The 21,284-nt window shown below is 38.7% G+C and carries 20 protein-coding genes; 15 read left to right on the top strand and 5 right to left on the bottom strand.

The features are described 5' to 3' along the window. The 3 genes from ADM33_RS09155 to ADM33_RS09165 all read left to right on the top strand — a co-directional run. Positions 1-94: choline-binding protein A (locus ADM33_RS09155; RefSeq protein WP_049504693.1), on the top strand; the 94-nt coding region annotated here is incomplete at its 5' end. A gap of 103 nt (positions 95-197) precedes the next feature. After that, positions 198-1,151, top strand: a complete 954-nt coding sequence (locus tag ADM33_RS09160; protein ID WP_049504695.1) for a class I SAM-dependent methyltransferase — start codon at positions 198-200, stop codon at positions 1,149-1,151. A 49-nt stretch (positions 1,152-1,200) separates the two neighbouring features. Further along, positions 1,201-2,391, top strand: coding sequence for an acetate kinase (locus ADM33_RS09165; protein WP_049504696.1), 1,191 nt, complete (start codon positions 1,201-1,203; stop codon positions 2,389-2,391). A gap of 54 nt (positions 2,392-2,445) precedes the next feature. Here the strand turns inward: ADM33_RS09165 and birA are convergent, their stop codons facing one another. Beyond that, positions 2,446-3,381 carry a bifunctional biotin--[acetyl-CoA-carboxylase] ligase/biotin operon repressor BirA gene (gene birA / locus ADM33_RS09170; protein ID WP_049504698.1) on the bottom strand — a complete coding sequence of 312 codons (936 nt, stop codon included), beginning with the start codon at positions 3,379-3,381 and terminating at the stop codon, positions 2,446-2,448. Positions 3,382-3,591: 210 nt separating this feature from the next. Here birA and ADM33_RS09175 point away from each other — a divergent pair, with 210 nt between their 5' ends. Continuing rightward, positions 3,592-4,782: an O-antigen ligase family protein gene (locus ADM33_RS09175; protein ID WP_049504700.1), complete on the top strand. Its 1,191-nt coding sequence runs from the start codon at positions 3,592-3,594 to the stop codon at positions 4,780-4,782. Between the two features lie 49 nt (positions 4,783-4,831). Here ADM33_RS09175 and ADM33_RS09180 read toward each other — a convergent pair whose 3' ends face one another. Next, positions 4,832-5,380, bottom strand: coding sequence for an NAD(P)H-dependent oxidoreductase (locus ADM33_RS09180; RefSeq protein ID WP_049504703.1), 549 nt, complete (start codon positions 5,378-5,380; stop codon positions 4,832-4,834). Between the two features lie 261 nt (positions 5,381-5,641). On the opposite strand from ADM33_RS09180, the gene ADM33_RS09185 reads away from it, so the two are divergent. From ADM33_RS09185 to ADM33_RS11000, 7 genes are all read left to right on the top strand, one after another. After that, a complete protein-coding gene (locus tag ADM33_RS09185; RefSeq protein WP_025171282.1) occupies positions 5,642-6,130 on the top strand; it encodes a DUF5590 domain-containing protein in 489 nt (162 codons plus the stop codon). Next, the gene (locus tag ADM33_RS09190) at positions 6,127-7,305 is read left to right on the top strand and encodes a pyridoxal phosphate-dependent aminotransferase (RefSeq protein ID WP_049504705.1); all 1,179 of its coding nucleotides are present in this window, start codon (positions 6,127-6,129) and stop codon (positions 7,303-7,305) included. Before ADM33_RS09185 ends, ADM33_RS09190 begins: the two co-directional genes overlap by 4 nt. A 150-nt stretch (positions 7,306-7,455) precedes the next feature. After that, positions 7,456-8,799: an asparagine--tRNA ligase gene (gene asnS, locus ADM33_RS09195; protein WP_414716796.1), complete on the top strand. Its 1,344-nt coding sequence runs from the start codon at positions 7,456-7,458 to the stop codon at positions 8,797-8,799. A 116-nt stretch (positions 8,800-8,915) separates the two neighbouring features. Next, entirely contained in the window at positions 8,916-10,115 is a 1,200-nt protein-coding gene (locus ADM33_RS09200) for an MFS transporter (protein ID WP_049504709.1), read from the top strand. Between the two features lie 67 nt (positions 10,116-10,182). Continuing rightward, entirely contained in the window at positions 10,183-10,950 is a 768-nt protein-coding gene (locus tag ADM33_RS09205; protein WP_049504710.1) for an epoxyqueuosine reductase QueH, read from the top strand. A gap of 297 nt (positions 10,951-11,247) precedes the next feature. After that, positions 11,248-12,021, top strand: a complete 774-nt coding sequence (locus tag ADM33_RS09210) for a class I SAM-dependent methyltransferase (protein WP_049504711.1) — start codon at positions 11,248-11,250, stop codon at positions 12,019-12,021. A 12-nt stretch (positions 12,022-12,033) separates the two neighbouring features. Then, complete coding sequence (locus ADM33_RS11000) at positions 12,034-12,891, top strand: Rgg/GadR/MutR family transcriptional regulator (RefSeq protein ID WP_080982723.1); 858 nt, start codon at positions 12,034-12,036, stop codon at positions 12,889-12,891. 160 nt (positions 12,892-13,051) lie between these two features. Here the strand turns inward: ADM33_RS11000 and ADM33_RS09225 are convergent, their stop codons facing one another. From ADM33_RS09225 to ADM33_RS09235, 3 genes are all read right to left on the bottom strand, one after another. Further along, positions 13,052-13,585, bottom strand: coding sequence for a nucleoside tri-diphosphate phosphatase (locus tag ADM33_RS09225; RefSeq protein ID WP_049504712.1), 534 nt, complete (start codon positions 13,583-13,585; stop codon positions 13,052-13,054). Between the two features lie 87 nt (positions 13,586-13,672). Continuing rightward, positions 13,673-14,449, bottom strand: a complete 777-nt coding sequence (gene recX / locus ADM33_RS09230) for a recombination regulator RecX (protein ID WP_049504715.1) — start codon at positions 14,447-14,449, stop codon at positions 13,673-13,675. Positions 14,450-14,459: 10 nt separating this feature from the next. Next, positions 14,460-15,233 carry an aminoglycoside 3'-phosphotransferase gene (locus ADM33_RS09235; protein ID WP_049504717.1) on the bottom strand — a complete coding sequence of 258 codons (774 nt, stop codon included), beginning with the start codon at positions 15,231-15,233 and terminating at the stop codon, positions 14,460-14,462. A gap of 55 nt (positions 15,234-15,288) precedes the next feature. Between ADM33_RS09235 and rlmD the strand changes: the two genes are divergently transcribed. The 4 genes from rlmD (at position 15,289) to ADM33_RS09255 (ending at position 21,185) form a co-directional block, all read left to right on the top strand. Then, on the top strand, positions 15,289-16,656 hold the full coding sequence (gene rlmD, locus ADM33_RS09240; RefSeq protein WP_049504718.1) for a 23S rRNA (uracil(1939)-C(5))-methyltransferase RlmD: 1,368 nt from the start codon (positions 15,289-15,291) through the stop codon (positions 16,654-16,656). Between the two features lie 117 nt (positions 16,657-16,773). Beyond that, entirely contained in the window at positions 16,774-17,532 is a 759-nt protein-coding gene (gene tpiA, locus ADM33_RS09245) for a triose-phosphate isomerase (protein ID WP_045763546.1), read from the top strand. Between the two features lie 124 nt (positions 17,533-17,656). Continuing rightward, entirely contained in the window at positions 17,657-19,393 is a 1,737-nt protein-coding gene (locus ADM33_RS09250) for an ABC transporter ATP-binding protein (RefSeq protein WP_049504720.1), read from the top strand. 10 nt (positions 19,394-19,403) lie between these two features. Continuing rightward, the gene (locus ADM33_RS09255) at positions 19,404-21,185 is read left to right on the top strand and encodes an ABC transporter ATP-binding protein (protein ID WP_049504721.1); all 1,782 of its coding nucleotides are present in this window, start codon (positions 19,404-19,406) and stop codon (positions 21,183-21,185) included. The last annotated feature ends 99 nt before the right edge of the window (positions 21,186-21,284 follow it).

The raw sequence follows: 21,284 nt of genomic DNA on the forward strand, positions 1-21,284 counted from the left end.
TAAGTGGTACTATCTGGCTTCATCTGGTAATATGCTTAGCAATACACGCACACCAGATGGATATTATGTAGATGCCAGTGGTGTTTGGAAATAATCATGAAACAGAGAAAATCTATTCGGGAGGTAGATTTTCTTTTTTTCATTTTCACAATTATGAAAATCTGGAAAAAGGACATTATTTTTGGTAAGATAAGGGTATGGATTTTGAAAAAATTGAACAAGCATATACCTATTTACTAGAAAATGTCCAAATCATTCAAAATGATTTGACAACAAATTTTTACGATGCCTTAATTGAGCAAAATGGAATCTATCTGGATGGTCAGACAAATCTGGAAGATGTCAAGAAAAACAATCAAGCTTTAAAACGATTGGCTCTTCGAAAAGAAGAGTGGTTACGAACCTACCAATTCTTATTAATGAAGGCAGCGCAAACGGAACCTCTTCAGGCCAACCACCAGTTTACACCAGATGCGATTGGTCACTTGATGATTTTTTTGATGGAGCAATTGTGGCCTGCTAAAGATCTAAGTCTACTAGAATTGGGCTCTGGGATGGGAATTCTGGGTGCTAGCTTTTTAACGTCCATGAACAAAAAGGTAGATTACCTAGGGATTGAGCTTGATGATCTCTTGATTGATCTGGCTGCAAGCATGGCGGAAGTTATGGATCTTCAAATGGGCTTTGTCCAAGGAGATGCAGTACGTCCACAAGTATTAAAAGAAAGTGATATTATCGTGAGCGACCTCCCGATTGGCTACTACCCAGACGATCAGATTGCCTCACGTTACCAAGTGGCAGCAAAGGATGAACATACTTATGCTCATCATCTATTAATGGAGCAATCTCTCAAGTATCTTAAGACGGGAGGCTATGCTATTTTCCTTGCTCCAACAGATCTTTTGATGAGTCCTCAGAGTGACCTCTTGAAATCCTGGCTGACTGATCAGGCTCAACTAGTAGCTATCGTAGCTTTACCAGAGGATCTCTTCGCTCAAGGAGCCCAGTCTAAGACCATTTTTGTTGTACAAAAGAAAGTGATAGAAGGCTTTGAGCCCTTCGTTTATCCACTTGCTAGTCTTCGTGATCCTGAAATTTTGTTGGAATTTAAGGAAAATTTTCAAAATTGGTGTCAAGAACATGAAATCTAGTATAAATTTTGATATAATAGTTGAAAACGCTTAAAAAAGGGGAAACATTATGACAAAAACCATTGCAATTAACGCTGGAAGCTCTAGCTTGAAATGGCAACTTTACCAAATGCCAGAAGAAAAAGTGCTTGCAAAAGGGTTGATTGAGCGAATTGGATTGAAAGATTCTATTTCTACAGTTAAGTTCGATGGTCGCTCAGAACAACAAGTCCTTGACATTGACAACCATACTTTGGCAGTTAAGATTTTGCTTGATGACTTGATTCGTTTTGATATTATTAAATCTTATGATGAAATTACTGGTGTTGGACACCGTGTCGTTGCAGGTGGAGAGTACTTCAAAGAGTCTACAGTCGTGGAAGGTGATGTAATTGAAAAAGTTGAAGAGTTAGGTCTTCTTGCTCCATTGCACAATCCTGCGAATGCTGCGGGTATTCGTGCCTTCAAAGAATTATTGCCAGATATTACGAGTGTCGTTGTTTTTGATACTTCCTTCCATACAACAATGCCAGAGAAAGCTTATCGCTATCCTCTACCAACAAAATATTACACAGAAAACAAGGTTCGTAAGTACGGAGCCCATGGAACTAGCCATCAGTACGTTGCTCAAGAAGCAGCAAAACTCTTGGGCCGTCCACTTGAAGAGTTGAAGTTAATCACTTGTCACATCGGTAATGGTGCCTCTATTACAGCTGTTAAGGGTGGGAAATCTGCTGATACCTCAATGGGATTCACTCCACTTGGTGGTGTAATGATGGGAACTCGTACAGGGGATATTGACCCAGCCATCATTCCTTATTTAATGCAATATACAGAGGACTTTAACAAGCCTGAGGACATCAGTCGTATCCTCAATCGTGAGTCAGGGTTGATGGGTGTTTCAGGTAAGTCTAGTGATATGCGTGATGTAATTGCTGCTATGGATGCAGGAGATCACGATGCTACTTTGGCTTATGAAATGTATGTTGACCGTATCCAAAAACATATTGGTCAATACCTTGCAGTCCTAAATGGAGCAGATGCTATTATTTTCACAGCAGGTATCGGTGAAAATTCTACTAATGTACGTGAAGATGTTATTTCAGGGATTTCTTGGTTCGGTTGTGATGTAGATCCAGAGAAAAATGTCTTTGGTGCAACCGGAGATATTTCGACAGATGCAGCAAGTGTACGTGTACTGGTAATTCCAACGGATGAAGAATTGGTCATTGCGCGTGACGTTGAACGTTTGAAAAAATAACAGATCAAAAATCGACCTTCAATAATAAAGGTCGATTTTTTTGATCTAGGAAAACTACCATTTAGTCAGTGAAACTTCGCCACTATTGAGCCAAATCTTTTCACCGTTTGCTAATTCTATCTGCAGTTGACCTTGGTCAGAGATGTCACAGGCTTTTCCTGTGATTATTTCCTGATCCTTCTTGAAGGAAATTTCTTTTCCTAAAACGATTGAGCGTTTTTTATAGAGATAGAGGAGTTCATCGGCTTCTGTTTCATAGAAACATTTCCAGATTTCAGCAATTAATTCATTGCGAGTAATGGGAGTATGTTGAGAAAATAAGCTTCCAGCTTTAGTTTGTAGATTCTTTGGAAATTCAGCGATAGAAAAGTTGATCCCGACCCCAATGATAACATCTGTAACGAGTCCAGTTTCGACAGAGGTAATGGCTTCTGTTAGAATACCAGCAATTTTTTTCTGGTTCAGATAAATGTCATTGACCCACTTGATATCCACGTCGATTAAACTAAGGTTTTTGATAGCCTTGTAGATAGCTCCAGCTGTTAGAAGTGTATAGGCTGGAAGATTCTGATAAGGGAGATTGGGTTGTAGGTGAAGGGACATGTAAATCCCCCCCTTATCTGGAGAATAATAAGGACGTTGAAAACGGCCACGTCCCATAGTTTGGCTAGTGGAAAGGTAGAGCCTATCCCCTTTGGCACCAGCTTCCATAGCCTCTTTAGCATCAGTTTGGGTAGATTTTGTTGAGGGTTTAAACTGGACAGTAATGGGACTATTCGCTTCGATTTCCTCAGGCAAGATAAGGTCTCCGTCCAGAAGTTTATACCCACGGTTTTTGATACTGTCAATCTCCAGTCCCTCTTGCTGGAGACGTTGGATAGCTTTCCATACGGAAGTTCGAGATAGATTTAATCTCTCAGCTATTTTTTCTCCGCTTAGATAATCAGTCTCAGTAACTAGTATTTTATAGACTTCTTGGTAGGATTTCATGCTAGACCCTTTCTGGAATAATTAGATTTATTGTACCATATTTTTAAAAAAGGGATAGCGATTTTCAAGTAATCTTAGCTAACTATAAAATTTTACCCAGTTTTAGTTAGGAGTATAGAGGTAAAGAGGTTTTCAAATCGCTTGAAAAATGGTAAAATGTTTTAATAGCTTATTTATCTGAATGTAATATTCAGAAGGAAAGGATCTGTTGTGAAATCAATAGGTGTCATTGAAAAGTTAAAAAGTTTATCGAAACAAGAAGGACTTCTTTTAGGAGTTATTCTGAGTATTTTTCTCCCTTTTTATCTTTTTGTTATTATTTTTATCTCTTACTTACTTTGGTTAGTATATACTGGGGAGATGAAGGGGATCTTGAAACGTTTGTCTCAACACCCTGTTTTGCTCTTTTTTATTGCCTATAGCACTGCAATTTCTCTTCTAGCACAAAATGTGATGGGAGTAGTTGCCTCAGTTGCAATGTTTCTGTTTGAAATCTTCTTTTACTATTATCAAGCTCAATTGACTCCTAAATTTTTCAGGTTGACGATTGAAGGGATTTTAGCCTCAAGTGTCTTGGCAGCAGTCTTTGCAGCCTTGGAACATTTCCAAATTGTAAAGAAATTTGATTATACCTTTCTCTCACCACGAATGCAGGTTTGGCATCAAAATCGAGCAGAAGTTGCCTTCTTTAATCCCAATTACTATGGAATTATCTGTTGTTTCTGTATCATGATTGGTTTTTATCTGATTAGCACAACTAAGTTAAGATGGTTACGAATCTTTTCTATGATTGCCATCTTTGCTAATTTATTTGGTTTAAACTTTACACAGAATCGTACAGCTTTTCCAGCCATTATTTTTGGAGCGATTATTTATCTCTTCACAACCATTAAGAACTGGCGTGCTTTCTGGCTTAGTATTGGAGTTTTTGGGGTTGGTTTAGCCTTTCTATTTTCAAGTGATTTGGGTGTTCGAATGGGAACCTTAGATTCATCTATGGAAGAGCGTGTTTCTATCTGGAATGCTGGAATGGCCTTGTTTAAGCAAAATCCATTCTGGGGTGAAGGACCACTAACCTACATGCACTCTTTCCCTCGTATTGGAGCACCTTATCATGAACATGCTCATAGTATTTATATAGATACGATTTTGAGTTATGGAGTTGTTGGTACAGTTCTCTTGGGGATTGCTTCTGCCACTCCGGTACGAATGTTGATTGATATGAGTCAAGTACCTAGTAAGCGTCCTATCCTTGGACTTTACCTCTCTTTCTTGACAGTAGTAGCTGTGCACGGAATTTTTGATTTGGCTCTCTTTTGGCTTCAATCATCCTTTATTTTCCTTTTAGTGATGTGTAGTTTACCACTAAAACATAGTATGATTGATGAATTAGTTGATTAAGAAAAAGATAGTAGAAACTAACATTTTCTACTATCTTTTTTTCATTCAATTATTGAATAGCTTGAACCAAGTCTTCAGCTTGTTGTTTTAGTGAAGTAGCAACACTGTCTTCAAGGACTAATTTGCCATCTACCCAAGCAGAATCATTGACACGAGCTGCAGTGAATTCACCTACAACTTGTGTACGGATGAATGGCAAGAGGTCTTTGTAGATTGCAAAGAGTTGTTCATGACCTGCATTGGCTACAGATGATACTGTTACAATCTTATCTTGAAGAGCAGATGCTCCGCGTGTATCAGACAAGTCAATTGCGCGTGAAAGCCAGTCAAGCAAGTTTTTCACTGTTCCAGGAATTGAGAAGTTGTAAACTGGAGAGAAAATCCAGATAGCATCAGCAGCTAGAACAGCTTCACGAGCTGCTGCTACAGCTGGAAGAGTTGGAACTTCAAGTTCTTGATTAAAAAGTGGGATTGCTGAGTAGTCAAGGTAGCTAACCTCAGCTTTACCTGCAAGAGCTTTTTCAGCTTCTAGAGCCATTTGGTGGTTGAAAGAACCTTCACGAAGTGAACCAACGATAAATAATACTTTTTTAGACATAGGGAGTCTCCTTTAGATTTTAATCAGAGTTATCTCTGTTGTTATAAACAATGTTACAACAAAACAAAATCATTTGCAAGAAATCTGCTCAGAAAATAAAAATCGATGATAGTCAAGATTATTTTGAGGAGTAGAGATTATGAAAAGTCTGTGAAATCAATGATTCAAGCTTCATATACTCCTGTCATAAGAAAAGTTCCGAGCTAAATACTCCTCCTTTATTCACTTGTAATTCACTTGGATAGATGGTAAAATAGACGAGTGAAAATGAGACAGAAAAAAGAAAAAAATTCCTTATTATTTCAGTACAGCATTGGCTTGACCCTGTTGGCTCTAGTTGTGACTTCTTCCTTTCTCTATTTGGTGTGGCTTAGCATGAAGCCTTATCAGACAGCAAAGGTAGAAGGGGAAAAACTGGCTAAGCAGTATGCGAATCTAGAAACGGTCAGCCAGGTTGATATCTTTAATGGCTTAGAAAGCTATTATAGTGTTCTTGGTCAAGATAAGAATCAGAAACCAGTTGCTGTTTTAATAGAGAAAAGTAATAACAATATTTACGTATATCAACTAGAAAATGGTACTTCACAAGAAAAAGCAGAAGCAGTTGTTAGAGAAAAAGGAGCAACTGAAATTGATACGGTTACCTTTGGACGGTATGCTGAAAAGCCTGTTTGGGAAATCAAGTCTGGAGGAGACTACTATCTAGTGGATTTTGAAACTGGTGCCCTAATCGAAAAGGAGAAACTATGAAATTATCTAAACGTGTCTTAGAAATGGAAGAAAGTGTCACTCTGGCTAGCGATGCAAGAGCTAAGAAATTAAAGGCTGAAGGAAAAGATGTCCTTTTCTTAACTTTAGGTCAGCCCGATTTTCATACTCCTGAAAATATTCAGGATGCTGCTGTTGAGGCTATTCGAGATGGACGTGCTTCTTTCTATACGGTAGCTTCAGGTTTACCTGAATTAAAAGCAGCGGTCAATACCTATTTTGAACGTTATTATGGTTATTCTGTAGCGGCTAATGAGGTCACTTTTGCTACAGGTGCCAAGTTTTCCCTTTATACTTTCTTTATGGCTGTGGTCAATCCAGGCGATGAGGTCATTATTCCAACACCATATTGGGTCAGCTATGGAGACCAGGTTAAGATGGCTGGTGGTGTTCCAGTATTTGTCCAAGCTAAGGAAGACAATCACTTTAAAGTAACCGTGGAGCAATTAGAAGCAGCTCGAACAGATAAGACCAAGGTCTTGGTTCTGAACTCACCATCTAATCCTACCGGTATGATCTATTCTCGTGAGGAACTCTTGGCTATCGGAAATTGGGCTGTTGAACATGATATTCTCATCCTAGCAGATGATATTTATGGTCGTTTGGTCTATAATGGAAATGAATTTGTCCCAATCTCTAGTCTGTCAGAAGCCATTCGCAAGCAAACCATTGTCATCAATGGTGTGTCTAAGGCCTACGCTATGACTGGTTGGCGTGTTGGTTATGCAGTAGGTGATCCAGAAATCATTGCTGCTATGAGCAAATTGACTGGTCAAACGACTTCAAATCTGACAGCAGTATCTCAATATGCAACGATTGAAGCGCTAACTGGATCGCAAGATTCTGTGGAAGTTATGCGTCAAGCATTTGAAGAACGTTTGAATACCATCTATCCACTCTTGTGTGAAGTCCCTGGTTTTGAGGTTGTCAAACCACAAGGAGCCTTCTATCTCTTCCCAAATGTCAAAAAAGCTATGGAGATGAAAGGTTATAGCGATGTAACAGCATTTACAACAGCTATTCTTGAAGAAGTTGGTCTAGCATTGATTACAGGAGCCGGATTTGGAGCACCAGAGAATGTTCGTCTCAGTTATGCGACAGACTTGGAAACTCTTAAAGAAGCTATTCGTCGTTTGCACCGATTTATGGAAAAATAAGAAGTTAAACCTCCGTCCTTTTGGCGGAGGTTTTTGTAGCTAAAAACTTATGAATTTCTGTTAAACTAGCTAGCTATCAGGCATTATTTGTGGTACAATAATGAGTAATAATGTCTTTGGACAAGTTAAACGAAAAAAGGAAGATAAATGATGACAAAACGTGTAACAATTATCGAAGTAAAAGATTACGTTGGTCAAGAAGTCACTATCGGTGCTTGGGTTGCCAACAAATCAGGAAAAGGGAAAATTGCCTTCTTACAATTGCGTGATGGAACAGCCTTTTTCCAAGGTGTAGCTTTTAAACCAAACTTTATCGAAAAATTTGGAGAAGAAGTGGGGCTTGAAAAATTTGATATCATCAAACGTCTAAGCCAAGAAACATCTGTTTTCGTGACAGGTATTGTTAAAGAAGACGAGCGTTCTAAATTTGGTTACGAGTTGGATATTACAGACATCGAAGTGATCGGTGAATCTCAAGATTACCCAATCACTCCAAAAGAACATGGAACAGACTTCTTGATGGACAACCGTCACTTGTGGCTTCGTTCTCGTAAGCAAGTTGCTGTCATGCAAATCCGTAATGCTATCATCTATGCAACTTATGAGTTCTTTGATAAAAATGGCTTCATGAAGTTTGATAGCCCAATTCTTTCAGGAAATGCTGCAGAAGATTCTACAGAACTTTTCGAAACAGACTACTTTGGGACACCAGCCTACTTGAGCCAATCTGGTCAACTTTATCTTGAAGCCGGTGCTATGGCTCTTGGTCGTGTCTTTGACTTTGGTCCAGTATTCCGTGCTGAAAAATCAAAGACTCGCCGTCACTTGACAGAGTTCTGGATGATGGATGCGGAGTATTCATACTTGACACATGATGAGTCACTAGACTTGCAAGAAGCATATGTAAAAGCTTTGCTTCAAGGTGTTCTTGACCGTGCTCCACAAGCCTTGGAAACATTGGAGCGTGATACAGAACTCTTGAAACGCTATATTGCAGAGCCATTCAAACGCATCACTTACGATCAAGCCATTGACCTCTTGCAAGAGCATGAAAATGATGAAGATGCAGACTACGAACATCTCGAGCATGGTGATGACTTTGGTTCACCACACGAAACATGGATTTCAAACCACTTTGGTGTACCAACCTTCGTGATTAACTACCCAGCAGACATCAAGGCCTTCTACATGAAACCAGTTCCTGGTAACCCAGATCGCGTACTTTGTGCAGACTTGCTCGCACCAGAAGGTTACGGAGAAATCATCGGTGGTTCAATGCGTGAGGAAGACTACGATGCCCTTGTAGCGAAGATGGAATCTCTTGGTATGGATCGTACAGAATATGAATTCTACCTTGACCTACGTAAATACGGTACAGTCCCGCACGGTGGATTTGGTATTGGTATCGAGCGTATGGTAACCTTCGCAGCTGGTACAAAACACATCCGTGAAGCCATTCCATTCCCACGTATGTTGCACCGTATTAAACCTTAATAACTATAAACGCCGTCTGGCGTTTTTACTTTAAATGAAAGAGGTGGAGAAAATGTAGGCAACTCTAAGTAAGTCTTTTAGAAAAACTCATATTATATATTGAAAGAGAGAAAACGATGTTTAAAAGAACTTACAAACGCAATATTCCACTCCTAGCAGGTCTGGAATTCACTTCTTATTTTGGAATCACCAGTTTTTGGATTTTATTTTTCATTCAAAATGGTCTTTCCTTACTTCAAATCGGTCTATTAGAGAGTATCTTTCATGGGACAAGTCTCTTATGTGAAATCCCATCTGGTATGTTGGCCGATCGATTTAGCTACAAGACCAATCTCTATTTGGCTCGCTTGGCCAGTATTGTGTCCTCTATCTTGATTTTGTTTGGTCAGGGGAATTTTTGGATTTATGCTTTTGCTATGATGGTCAACGCTTGGTCCTATAATTTTGATTCGGGGACCAGTACCGCTTTCTTATATGATTCAACAGTTGAAGCAGGTCAAAAGGACCGCTATCTTCAGATTTCTAGTTTTTTGTCTGGTGTGGCAGAAGTCACCCGAACCTTAGGTACAGTTGTGGCAGGCTTCTTTATTCACGGAGCCTTAGCTTGGACCTATCTGATTGCTATTGGATTTTCATTTCTGTCTATAATCTTGATTTATTTGATGAAAGAACCAATGGCTAAGAGAGAGAAAAATGAAGCCTTAACTTTTAAAACGATTGTCCTGCAAGTTCGAAAAGAATGGCAGGAAAAACCAGTACTCTTTTACTGGATGATGACTTATCAGCTAGTCGGGACACTCATGTGCATGTTTTACTTTTACTATCAGCAGAAAATAAGTGACTTAGCAGGATGGCAGGTTTCGCTGGTCATGCTGATTGGTAGTGGCTTAAATCTTATAGCGGTTTATATAGCTAGTCAAATTGGTAAAAAATGGAATAGCAATCGAGTTTTTCCGACTCTTGTTGCACTAACGGGCTTGGCCTTGTTGTTGGTGTTTTCAGGGACCCCCTTTGCTTTTCTTCTTGTATATCTTTTAACTGATACACTTTATGCAGTTTATCAGCCGATCTATTTTAATGACTTACAAGGTTATTTACCTTCCAGTGTAAGAGCAACTATGCTTAGTATCAATTCCATGCTCTTTAGTCTTTCCATGATTGTCATATTTCCACTGACAGGTTGGTTGATCGATCGTTGGGGTCTTGTAGCGGTCTTTTTAGTTCTAGGTCTTATCTTGATTTTAACCTGTCCTATCTTAATAATCAGTCTGACAAGGATGGGAAAGCTATTAGATAAGGACTTAAAAACTGAGTAAAGCACGAAAACCTATTTGCCCAAAGGATCATCCTGTGGTACAATAGCAAGAGGAAAAGGAGAAGAGTATGATCGATGTAGAAGAAATTCTAAGTAAGATGAATCCCAATCAAAAGATCAACTATGACCGTGTCATGCAAAAGATGGTTCAAGTTTGGGAAAAAAATGAAGAAAGACCAACCATTCTCATGCACGTCTGTTGTGCTCCCTGTAGCACCTATACTTTAGAGTATTTGACCAAGTATGCAGATGTGACTATCTATTTTGCTAATTCAAATATCCATCCTAAAGCTGAGTATCACAAGCGTGCTTATGTGACCAAAAAATTTGTCAGTGATTTCAATGAGCGAACAGGAAATCATGTCCAATACCTAGAAGCACCTTATGAACCCAACGAATACCGTCAACTGGTCCGAGGTTTGGAAGAAGAACCTGAAGGTGGCGATCGTTGCAAGGTTTGTTTTGACTATCGTCTGGATAAAACAGCGCAGGTAGCTATGGACTTGGGATTTGACTACTTTGGTTCGGCCCTGACTATCAGTCCTCACAAAAATTCACAAACCATCAATAGTATCGGGATTGATGTGCAGAAAATCTACACAACTCATTATCTTCCGAGCGACTTTAAGAAAAATCAAGGCTACAAACGTTCTGTAGAAATGTGTGAAGAGTACGACATTTATCGCCAATGTTATTGTGGCTGTGTCTATGCTGCTCAAGCTCAAAATATTGACTTGGTACAGGTCAAGAAGGATGCAACAGCCTTTATGGTAGATAAGGATATCGAAAAAGACTATTCGCATATCAAGTTCACTGTTACGAAGTTAGATATTTAAAGGGAAACCTGCCTAATGTGGCAGGTTTTTTGCTAGGAAAAGGTGATGGAGAGAAATCGATGGACCAATCTTTGAATTCCTAGTCCATGACTCGCAAGCCTTCAATAAACTAGTTGAGACTTAAAACTGGTGGATGAAAAATGAAGTTTAGGTTAAAAGTATTTTTTGGAGTCTAGAAGTCCAATAAAGAGTTCAATACTGTGGAAAATTTATTTCTTTTTGCATTTATACAACTTATTTAACACTGTGTTTATTCTTGTGATATAATGTCAAATTATAGAGTGGAGGTCATTTTAAATGATTGATGAAGTAATTGAACAATATAAAAGTCATGATAATCTTGATATTCGAGTAGAATTGCATAAGAAGTATTCAAAAAATAAATTGGGATTTAACAATTGGATATTTTCTAACTACGAAATCACTGATGAAGTAAAGGTTCTAGAATTGGGATGTGGTACAGGAGAACTGTGGAAAAGTAATCTTGATTCTATAGACAAGATGAAGCAGTTGGTTATAACAGATTTTTCTAATGAAATGCTAGAAACTACGAAGTCAGTGATTGGAAATAGAGACAGTGTCAACTATGAAATAATGGATATTCAAAAGATTTCTTTTGGGAATGAAACGTTTGATATTGTTATTGCTAATATGCTTCTACATCATGTAAATGATATTCCTAAAGCGCTCTCTGAGGTGAATAGAGTCTTAAAAACAGGAGGTGTTTTTTACTGTGCTACATTTGGTGAAAATGGAGTTGTAGATTATTTGGCAAGTTTATTTAAAGATGAGGTTGATCAAGATTTAGAAAATAAAACGTTTACATTACAAAATGGTAAAAGGTACCTGAGTAGGTATTTTAACTCTGTCGATACATTACTCTATGATGATGAGTTACAGGTAACTAGTATAGATGACCTAGTTAAATACATCCAATCGTTTAAAGGAATTTCAGAAATAGGTTCGCTAGAAGAGGAAATAATACGTAAAAGATTGGAAAGTGAGTTTAATAATGGTATGTTGATTATTCCTAAAGAATATGGTATGTTTATCGCTCGAAAAGAAAGCTAAGGGAACGAAATTGTGAAAAATTATGGAGAAGCTTTTCGATATTTTAGAAAATTAAACGGATACTCTTTAGAGTATGCTGCATCTGATTTTATATCAAAATCTCAACTTTCTAGATTTGAAAGGGGGGAAAATGAAATTTCTCTTTCAACGTTCTTTAAATTATTATCAAATATCAATGTTTCGATAGAGAATTTTTGTAACTACCTAGAACATTATAAAAGATCTGAGCTTGATGATTTTTTGGTTAATTTATCTCCAAATTTTTATAGTTTGAATACTAAAGGGTTGGAGGAAATAAAAAATGAGCAACAAAAACTTTTTGAGAAGAGTGGGGAAAAAACTCATAAAATAAATACAATTATGGTTCAGGGATTATTAAATCAAATAGATTGTAATCATGTAGTTAGTAGAGATGATCTAAATTTAGTATATGACTATTTATTCCAGAAGGAACGATGGGAGTCCTATGAGATAACGCTGATTGGTAATTTATATCATCTTTTTGAAATAGATTATATTTACAGGGTCGGAAAAGAAATACTAGAGCGTACACATTATTACGAAAAAATCGGCAAGAATAGGAATTTAGTTGTGTCAGCTTGTTTAAATTTTTGGTTTTGTTGCCTTGAAAATTCACATCTAATATATGCAGACTACTTTGAAATGAAATTAAAAAAATTATTAAAAGATGACACAAAAGTTTTTGAAAAATCTACATTCAAATTTGTAGAAGGATATAAAATATACCTGACAGAATCTAAAGAATCTGGAATTAAACAAATGAACAATGTCATTAAATATTTTGAGTTTATTGAGTTTAAAAATATTGCTTTATATTTTCAAAAACGATTAAATCAGTTAGTAGATTAAATAACATTTTCTTTGTTAAGTCATTTTTTCCAAGGATTGTACTAAAGGATAAGGATTGGTGCTATGTAGAAAGACAAAGCTAACTATTTTGATACGAAAGTGATTTGTATTTTTTCAAATAAAAACAAGGTCAGGATTTTGTTCCTGACCTTTGACAACTTTACCGATTCTTTAGTTCTACGTAGCGTTTGTACCAAATATTGACATAGGCTTCTGAGAAGGGGCCTCGTTCATTGTTGATCCAATCAACAAGAATCTTAACATGCTCTTTCAAAATATAGTCTAAGTCAGAAGAATACTTCATTTTTCGCTTATGTCGTTCATACTCCTCAACGTCCAAGAGGCGTTTTTCACCATCTGTAAAAACTTTAACATCCAAATCATAGTCAATGTACTTTAAAGCTTCTTCGTCTAGATAGTAAGGACTTGCCATATTGCAGTAGTAGGAGATACCATTATCCCGAATCATAGCGATAATATTAAACCAATATTTCTTGTGAAAGTAAACAATAGCCGGTTCTCGAGTTACCCAACGACGACCGTCACTTTCGGTAACAAGTGTGTGGTCGTTGACGCCGATAATAGCGTTCTCTGTTGTTTTTAGTACCATGGTGTCTCTCCAAGTACGGTGAAGACTCCCATCATGCTTATAACTTTGAATTGTAATAAAGTCGCCTTCTTTTGGAAGTTTCATAACTAACCAACTTTCTACAATTTATAAGTTTATCGTTTACTATTGTATCACATTTTTGTTTAAAGTTCTTAGTTTTTCATGAAAAAATTATAGATATTCTCTGAGAGCGCTGGCTATATCCGAAAAATCGTAGCCTTTTCGTGCTAAAACTTGGGTTAAGCGTTGTTTGAGTTCGTATCCTTCATACTTTCGTGAGTATTTTCGATATTGTTTATCCAACTCTTTAAAAATTAGTTCCTGAACGGTTTCCTCCTCTACCTTGCTATCCAGTTGATCAAAGGCTGTTTTAGCTTCCGAGTAGGAAAAACCTTTGTTGGTAAGATTTTGGATAATCTTGTCTTGCAAGGCACGGGCAGGGAGTTTACTATCATATTTTTTCAGTAGTTTTTCAGCTGTACGCTGAGCGACTTCCATCATGTCAAATTCTTGTAAAACTTCTTGGACGATGGATTTGGCAACGCCTTTTTGAGAGATTTTCTTTATCAACATATAGCTTCCCTTGTCACCAGATAGCTGATTGGAGTTGATAACAGCGTAAGCATACTGACGGTCGTTGATCCAGTTGTCATCCTTTAGAGACTGGATGACGTGGGGGATGATTTTCTCATCCATATCATGTTTAACAAGATAATCTCTGACTTCTTTTTCAGTGCGAGCCTTGAAGGATAAGTGGTAGAGGGCTAGATTCTTTCCGTAGGAGAATTGTGCAAAAGCCTGAATCTCTGAAAACTCTTGGGGACTAATTTCCTTATCCTTGGTCAACATAAAGCGAACAATAGTATCCTCTGTAATATAACAGGTTTGATTGCTATCAAGTTCGAGCAGATAGAGTCGTTTTTTCTTTTCAAGTTTTGTGATTTTCATGGTTTTCCTTTTATCCAAACGCTTCAAAGGCAGCAACGAGTCGAAGTTTGTTTTTATCAACCAGTTCCCTTCCGTAATAGTCGAGAAATAGTTCAGCATATTTGGGATCTTTTAAGTTGTAATTGAGGGACCAAATAGCCCAAAAAAGATCGATATGTCGGTCACTAAAATTAGCCAAACCCAAATCAATAAAGCAAGAGAAATGGCCAGCATCTTTGAGAATAAAATTTGGGAGACAGGCATCCCCGTGAATAAAGGCATCTGTCTTTAAAAGGTGCCCTTGTTCTCGAATGAGTTGGAAGGCTTCTTCGCGACTGTTGATTTGGAATTGGGGTAGGAGCGCCTTGGCATAGAACTCGCCTTTTTCATAGTTTTTAAAGGCTCTGTCTTTATAGGTTTGTAAATGATTTTCTGATGGAAAATTTTTCGGATGTAAGCTGTGAAGCTTTTTGAGAGCCTCTGCCATGATTTGGCAGATTTTTTCTGGCTGATCTAAAAAAGCGAGAGCATCTTGACCAATAACCTCTTTAGTCAGGAGGTAGTCTTTATCCGTAGATAGATAGAGGATGACTGGAGTTCCCATTCCCTCTTGTTCAAACCAAGTTGCAATGCGAGCTTCTCGCTCTAATCTTCCCTTTTGATCTATTTTCAAATAGTAACCTGAGTCAAGATAGAGAACTCTTGCCCCTGAATGAGAAGAGCTGTCAGAAAGGCTTGTCCCCTCTATATAAGTTCGTAATTGCTCAGGAAAATCCAATGAGGAAAAAGATATCTTTGTATTCATGGTTTTATTGTAACATATTCTTAACCATTGAGAAACTACGTGGTATAATAGACTTATGAATCTAAAAGTCAAACAAAAAATTCCATTAAAAATCAAGCGCATGGGGATTAACGGAGAAGGAATTGGTTTTTTCCAGAAAACCCTCGTTTTTGTTCCAGGTGCCCTCAAGGGAGAAGATATCTATTGTCAGGTGACTTCGGTTAAGCGTAACTACGTTGAGGCTAAACTGCTTGAGGTCAATAAAAAATCTAAGTTTCGAGTGGTTCCAGACTGTACCATTTATAATGAGTGTGGAGGTTGTCAGATCATGCACCTACATTATGATAAGCAGCTAGAATTCAAGACAGATCTTCTTCATCAAGCTCTAAAAAAATTTGCCCCTGCTGGCTATGAAAACTTTGAAATCAGACCAACCATTGGCATGCAGAAACCAAAGTATTATAGGGCTAAACTGCAATTTCAAACACGAAAGTTTAAAGGTCAAGTCAAGGCAGGTTTGTATGCTCAGAATTCCCATTATTTGGTCGAGTTAAAGGACTGTCTTGTTCAAGACAAGGAAACGCAATCTATTGCCAATCGCATTGCTGAACTCTTGACCTATCATCAAATTCCGATTACAGATGAACGGAAAATTCTTGGAGTTCGGACCATCATGGTTCGTCGAGCACGGAAAACTGGGCAAGTTCAGATTATCATTGTCACCAATCGCCAATTGAATTTGACTCAATTTGTGAAAGACCTAGTCAAGGATTATCCTGAAGTAGTGACTGTCGCAGTCAATACCAATACTGCCAAAACTTCTGAGATTTATGGGGACAAGACAGAGATTATTTGGGGTCAAGATAGTATACGCGAAGGTGTTCTAGATTATGAATTCTCTCTTTCACCTCGAGCTTTCTATCAGCTTAATCCTGAACAGACTGAAATTCTCTATAGTGAAGCGGTTAAGGCCTTGGATGTGACTGAGAATGACCATCTGATTGATGCCTATTGTGGTGTTGGGACCATTGGTTTTGCTTTTGCTAAAAAAGTCAAAAGTTTGAGAGGGATGGATATTATCCCAGAAGCTATTGAGGATGCCAAAGAAAATGCTAAGCGTATGGGTTATACCAATACTCACTATGAAGCAGGGACTGCAGAAGAAATTATTCCTCGTTGGTACAAGGAAGGCTATCGTGCAGATGCTTTGATAGTAGACCCGCCGCGTACAGGTTTAGATGATAAGCTCTTGGATACCATTGTCAAATACGCTCCTGAAAAGATGGTTTATGTATCCTGTAATGTGTCTACCTTGGCGCGTGATTTAGTCCGATTGCTAGAGGTTTATGACCTGCATTATATCCAGTCCGTTGACATGTTTCCACACACGGCTAGAACAGAAGCAGTGGTCAAATTAACGAGGCGCAAGCCAGCTTTCAAATAGAAATGGCGACTGGAAAGTTTTTGAAAAGAAGACTTCTAGTTACAGAGTAAGATTTGCAAGCTATCTATAAATATGATAAAATAAGTAGAAAATAAAATGAAAAAAGAGGTATGTGAAATGTCACGTAAACCATTTATCGCTGGTAACTGGAAAATGAACAAAAACCCAGAAGAAGCAAAAGCATTCGTTGAAGCTGTAGCATCAAAACTTCCTTCATCAGACCTTGTTGAAGCAGGTATCGCAGCTCCTGCTCTTGACTTGACAACTGTTCTTGCTGCTGCTAAAGGTTCAAACCTTAAAGTTGCTGCTCAAAACTGCTACTTTGAAAATGCAGGTGCTTTCACAGGTGAAACTAGCCCACAAGTTTTGAAAGAAATCGGTACTGACTACGTTGTGATCGGTCACTCAGAACGTCGTGACTACTTCCACGAAACAGACGAAGACATCAACAAAAAAGCAAAAGCAATCTTTGCTAATGGTATGCTTCCAATCATCTGTTGTGGTGAGTCACTTGAAACTTACGAAGCTGGTAAAGCAGCAGAATTCGTAGGTGCTCAAGTTTCAGCTGCTCTTGCTGGATTGACTGCAGAACAAGTCGCTTCAACAGTTATCGCATACGAGCCAATCTGGGCTATCGGTACTGGTAAATCAGCTTCACAAGACGACGCACAAAAAATGTGTAAAGTTGTTCGTGACGTTGTAGCTGCTGACTTCGGTCAAGAAGTAGCTGACAAAGTACGTGTTCAATACGGTGGTTCAGTTAAACCTGAAAACGTTGCTGAATACATGGCTTGTCCAGACGTTGACGGAGCTCTTGTAGGTGGTGCATCACTTGACCCAGAAAGCTTCTTGGCATTGCTTGACTTTGTAAAATAAGCCTCAAATATCTGAGACAGACAGTTCCCTCTCTCGAGGTTAAGACTGCCTGTCTTCTTTTTAGTAAAAAGGCGTGCGTAAGCACGCTCTTTTCTACGTTTTAGAAGAAAAAGAAAGGAGAATTATGCTTTATATTTGGTCTTATCTCAAGCGCTATCCCAAATGGCTAGTTTTAGACTTCTTCGGAGCTATTTTCTTTGTTATTGTCAATCTTGGGCTACCGACTGTACTGGCTCGTATGATTGATCAGGGAATCAACCAAGGAGACAAGGATAAGCTCTATTTTTGGGCTATCGTCATGTTGGTCATAATCGTCTTGGGAACATTTGGACGGGTTGTTCTGGCTTATGCTGCTAGTAAACTGACCACGAATATGGTTAAGGACATGCGGGATGATGTCTATGCTAAGCTGCAAGAGTACTCTCATCATGAGTACGAGCAAATTGGTGTGTCTTCACTAGTCACTCGTATTACTAGTGATGCCTTTGTCCTCATGCAGTTTGCGGAACAAACGCTTAAGTTGGGTGTTATCACTCCTATGATGATGTTATCAAGTATTCTCATGATTTTCTTGACGAGTCCTTCACTGGCCTGGATTGTCGCTTTTTCCGTTCCTTTTCTAGCTGTAGTAGTCATTTATGTGGCGGTCAAAACCCGTCCTTTATCTGAAAAACAACAGAAAACACTGGATAAGATTAACCAGTATGTCCGTGAAAATTTGATGGGACTACGAGTGATTCGTGCCTTTGCTCGTGAAGACTTCCAAGAAAACCGTTTTGAAGAGAAAAATGCAATCTATGCAGACAATTCCAATCGCTTGTTCAAATTGACTGGTTTGACGGAACCACTTTTTGTGCAGATCATTATTGCCATGATTGTGGCTATCGTTTGGTTTGCTTTGGATCCTCTCAAACAGGGAAGTTTGCAGATTGGGGATTTGGTGGCCTTTATCGAGTATAGTTTCCACGCTCTTTTGTCCTTCCTCTTCTTGTCAAACCTCTTTACCATGTATCCACGTACTGCCGTATCTAGTGAACGCTTGAAGGAAATCATGGACATGCCCATTTCCATTGATCCAAATGAGGACGGAATTCAAGAGACAGAAACTCATGGATATCTAGAATTTGATAATGTGACCTTTGCCTATCCTGGGGAAACAGAAAGCCCTGTCTTACACAACATCTCCTTTACTGCTAAACCGGGAGAAACTATTGCATTTATCGGCTCAACTGGTTCAGGTAAGTCTACTCTGGTTCAATTGATTCCTCGTTTCTACGATGTTACGTTAGGGAAAATCAAGGTCGATGGTGTTGATGTACGGGATTACCGTCTCAAATCACTCCGTCAGAAGATTGGATTTATTCCACAAAAGGCCTTGCTCTTTACTGGGACTATCGCAGACAATCTCCGTTACGGGAAAGAGGATGCCAGTCATGAGGACTTGCACCAAGCAGCTGATGTAGCCCAAGCCAAAGACTTTATCGAAAGTCGAGAAGAAGGTTTTGCAACGCATCTGGCCGAAGGAGGAAGCAACCTATCAGGTGGTCAGAAACAACGCTTGTCGATTGCCCGCGCAGTCATCAAGGGTCCAGACATCTACATCTTTGACGATTCCTTCTCAGCCTTAGACTATCGTACAGATGCTATTTTACGCCGTCGTCTCAAGGAAGTGACGCAAGATGCTACGGTATTGATTGTTGCACAGCGTGTTGGAACTATCATGGATGCTGACCAGATTATCGTCCTTGATAAGGGTGAAATCGTTGGTCGTGGCCGTCATGAAGAATTGATGGAGACCAATGACATCTATCGAGAAATTGCTGAGTCGCAGCTGAAAAATGCGTCTCTGACAGAAGAATAGGAGGTAAAGGATGAAACAACAATCTAGTCTAGCTCGTCTATGGAGCTATTTAAAAGCCTATCGATTCTCTGTTTTCTTTGCAGTCTTCTTGAAAATAGTTAGCGTCATTATGAGTGTTATCGAGCCTTTCGTATTAGGGCTTGCTATCACAGAATTAACCAGCAATCTTCTTGCTATGGCAAATGGTGTTGCAGGAGCGGCTATCAATACCAGCTATATCGCAGTAATTCTAGTGATCTATCTCTTGCGTGGTCTTCTCTATGAGTTGGGTTCTTACTACTCAAACTACTTTATGACCAATGCGGTGCAGTCCATGATACAGGATTTGCGAAATGAAATGAGTGAAAAAATCAATCGCATTCCTGTGTCCTACTTTGACAAGCACCAGTTTGGAGATTTGCTCGGTCGTTTTACAAGTGACGTTGAAACTGTTTCAAACGCTCTACAACAATCTTTCTTACAGATTGTCAATGCAGCCTTTACCATTCTTTTTGTTATGGGAATGGTGCTCTATCTAAATATTCAGTTGGCTGTCATTGTTATCTTGTCAATTCCGATAACTTATTTTGGAGCTAAAACGATTCTAAATCGTTCGCAACCATACTTTAAACAGCAGGCAGCTATATTGGGACGTATGAATGGATTTGTACAGGAAAACTTGACAGGTTTCAATGTTCTAAAACTTTTCGGACGCGAAGAAAACTCTCAAGAGAGATTTGAAAAGATTACGGATGAATTGCAACAGGTTGGATTCAAGGCAAGTTTTATTTCAGGTTTGATGATGCCAGCCCTTCATATCGTGTCTGATTTAACTTACCTGATTGTTGCAGTATTGGGTGGATTGCAGGTTATTGCAGGGCGCTTGACGATTGGTAATATGCAAGCTTTCGTTCAGTATGTGTGGCAAGTCAGCCAACCGATCCAAAATATCACTCAGTTAGCTGGGCAAATGCAAAGTGCTAAGTCTTCGCTTGATCGTGTCTTCGAAGTTTTAGATGAACAGGAAGAAGTTCAAACTGCTGAAGTAAAAGAACTGGCACCATTGACAGGTCAGGTTAGCTTCAAAAATGTCGATTTCCAATATGTGGAAAACAAACCATTGATTCGCAATTTTAACTTAGATGTTGAACCTGGAGAGATGGTAGCTATCGTTGGACCTACTGGAGCAGGGAAAACAACCTTGATTAACCTTCTCATGCGTTTTTACGATGTGACAGCTGGAGCCATTTTAGTGGATGACCAAGATATTCGTGACCTGTCTCGTCAGGACTATCGTCGACAGTTTGGGATGGTCCTACAGGATGCCTGGCTCTATGAAGGCAGTATCAAGGAAAATCTTCGCTTTGGAAATCTGGATGCAACAGATGAAGAAATCGTCGAGGCTGCTAAGGCGGCCAATGTTGACCACTTTATCCGCACCCTTCCTGGTGGCTATAACATGGAAATGAACCAAGAGTCAAGTAATATTTCTCTTGGGCAAAAACAGTTGTTAACTATCGCGCGTGCTCTCTTGGCAGATCCTAAAATCTTAATTTTGGACGAAGCGACCTCATCAGTCGATACGCGCTTAGAGCTTTTGATTCAAAAAGCTATGAAGCGTTTGATGAAGGGAAGAACAAGCTTTGTCATTGCTCACCGTCTTTCGACAATTCAGGAAGCTGACAAAATTTTGGTGCTGAAAGGTGGACAGATAATCGAACAGGGAAATCATGAGAGTCTTTTAGCTGCAAAAGGTTTCTATTATGACCTTTATCAAAGTCAATTTTCGAATAAAAACAGAGAAAATAGCTAGAATAAATAGCTATTCGTTTTCTTAAATTATCAGTCAATTAGAACTTTTTTAATATGAGTTAATTCCCTTGCTTTTGTCTACTGGGAGTAGTATACTAAA

Source organism: Streptococcus oralis (assembly GCF_001075875.1).
Taxonomy (GTDB): domain Bacteria; phylum Bacillota; class Bacilli; order Lactobacillales; family Streptococcaceae; genus Streptococcus; species Streptococcus oralis_I.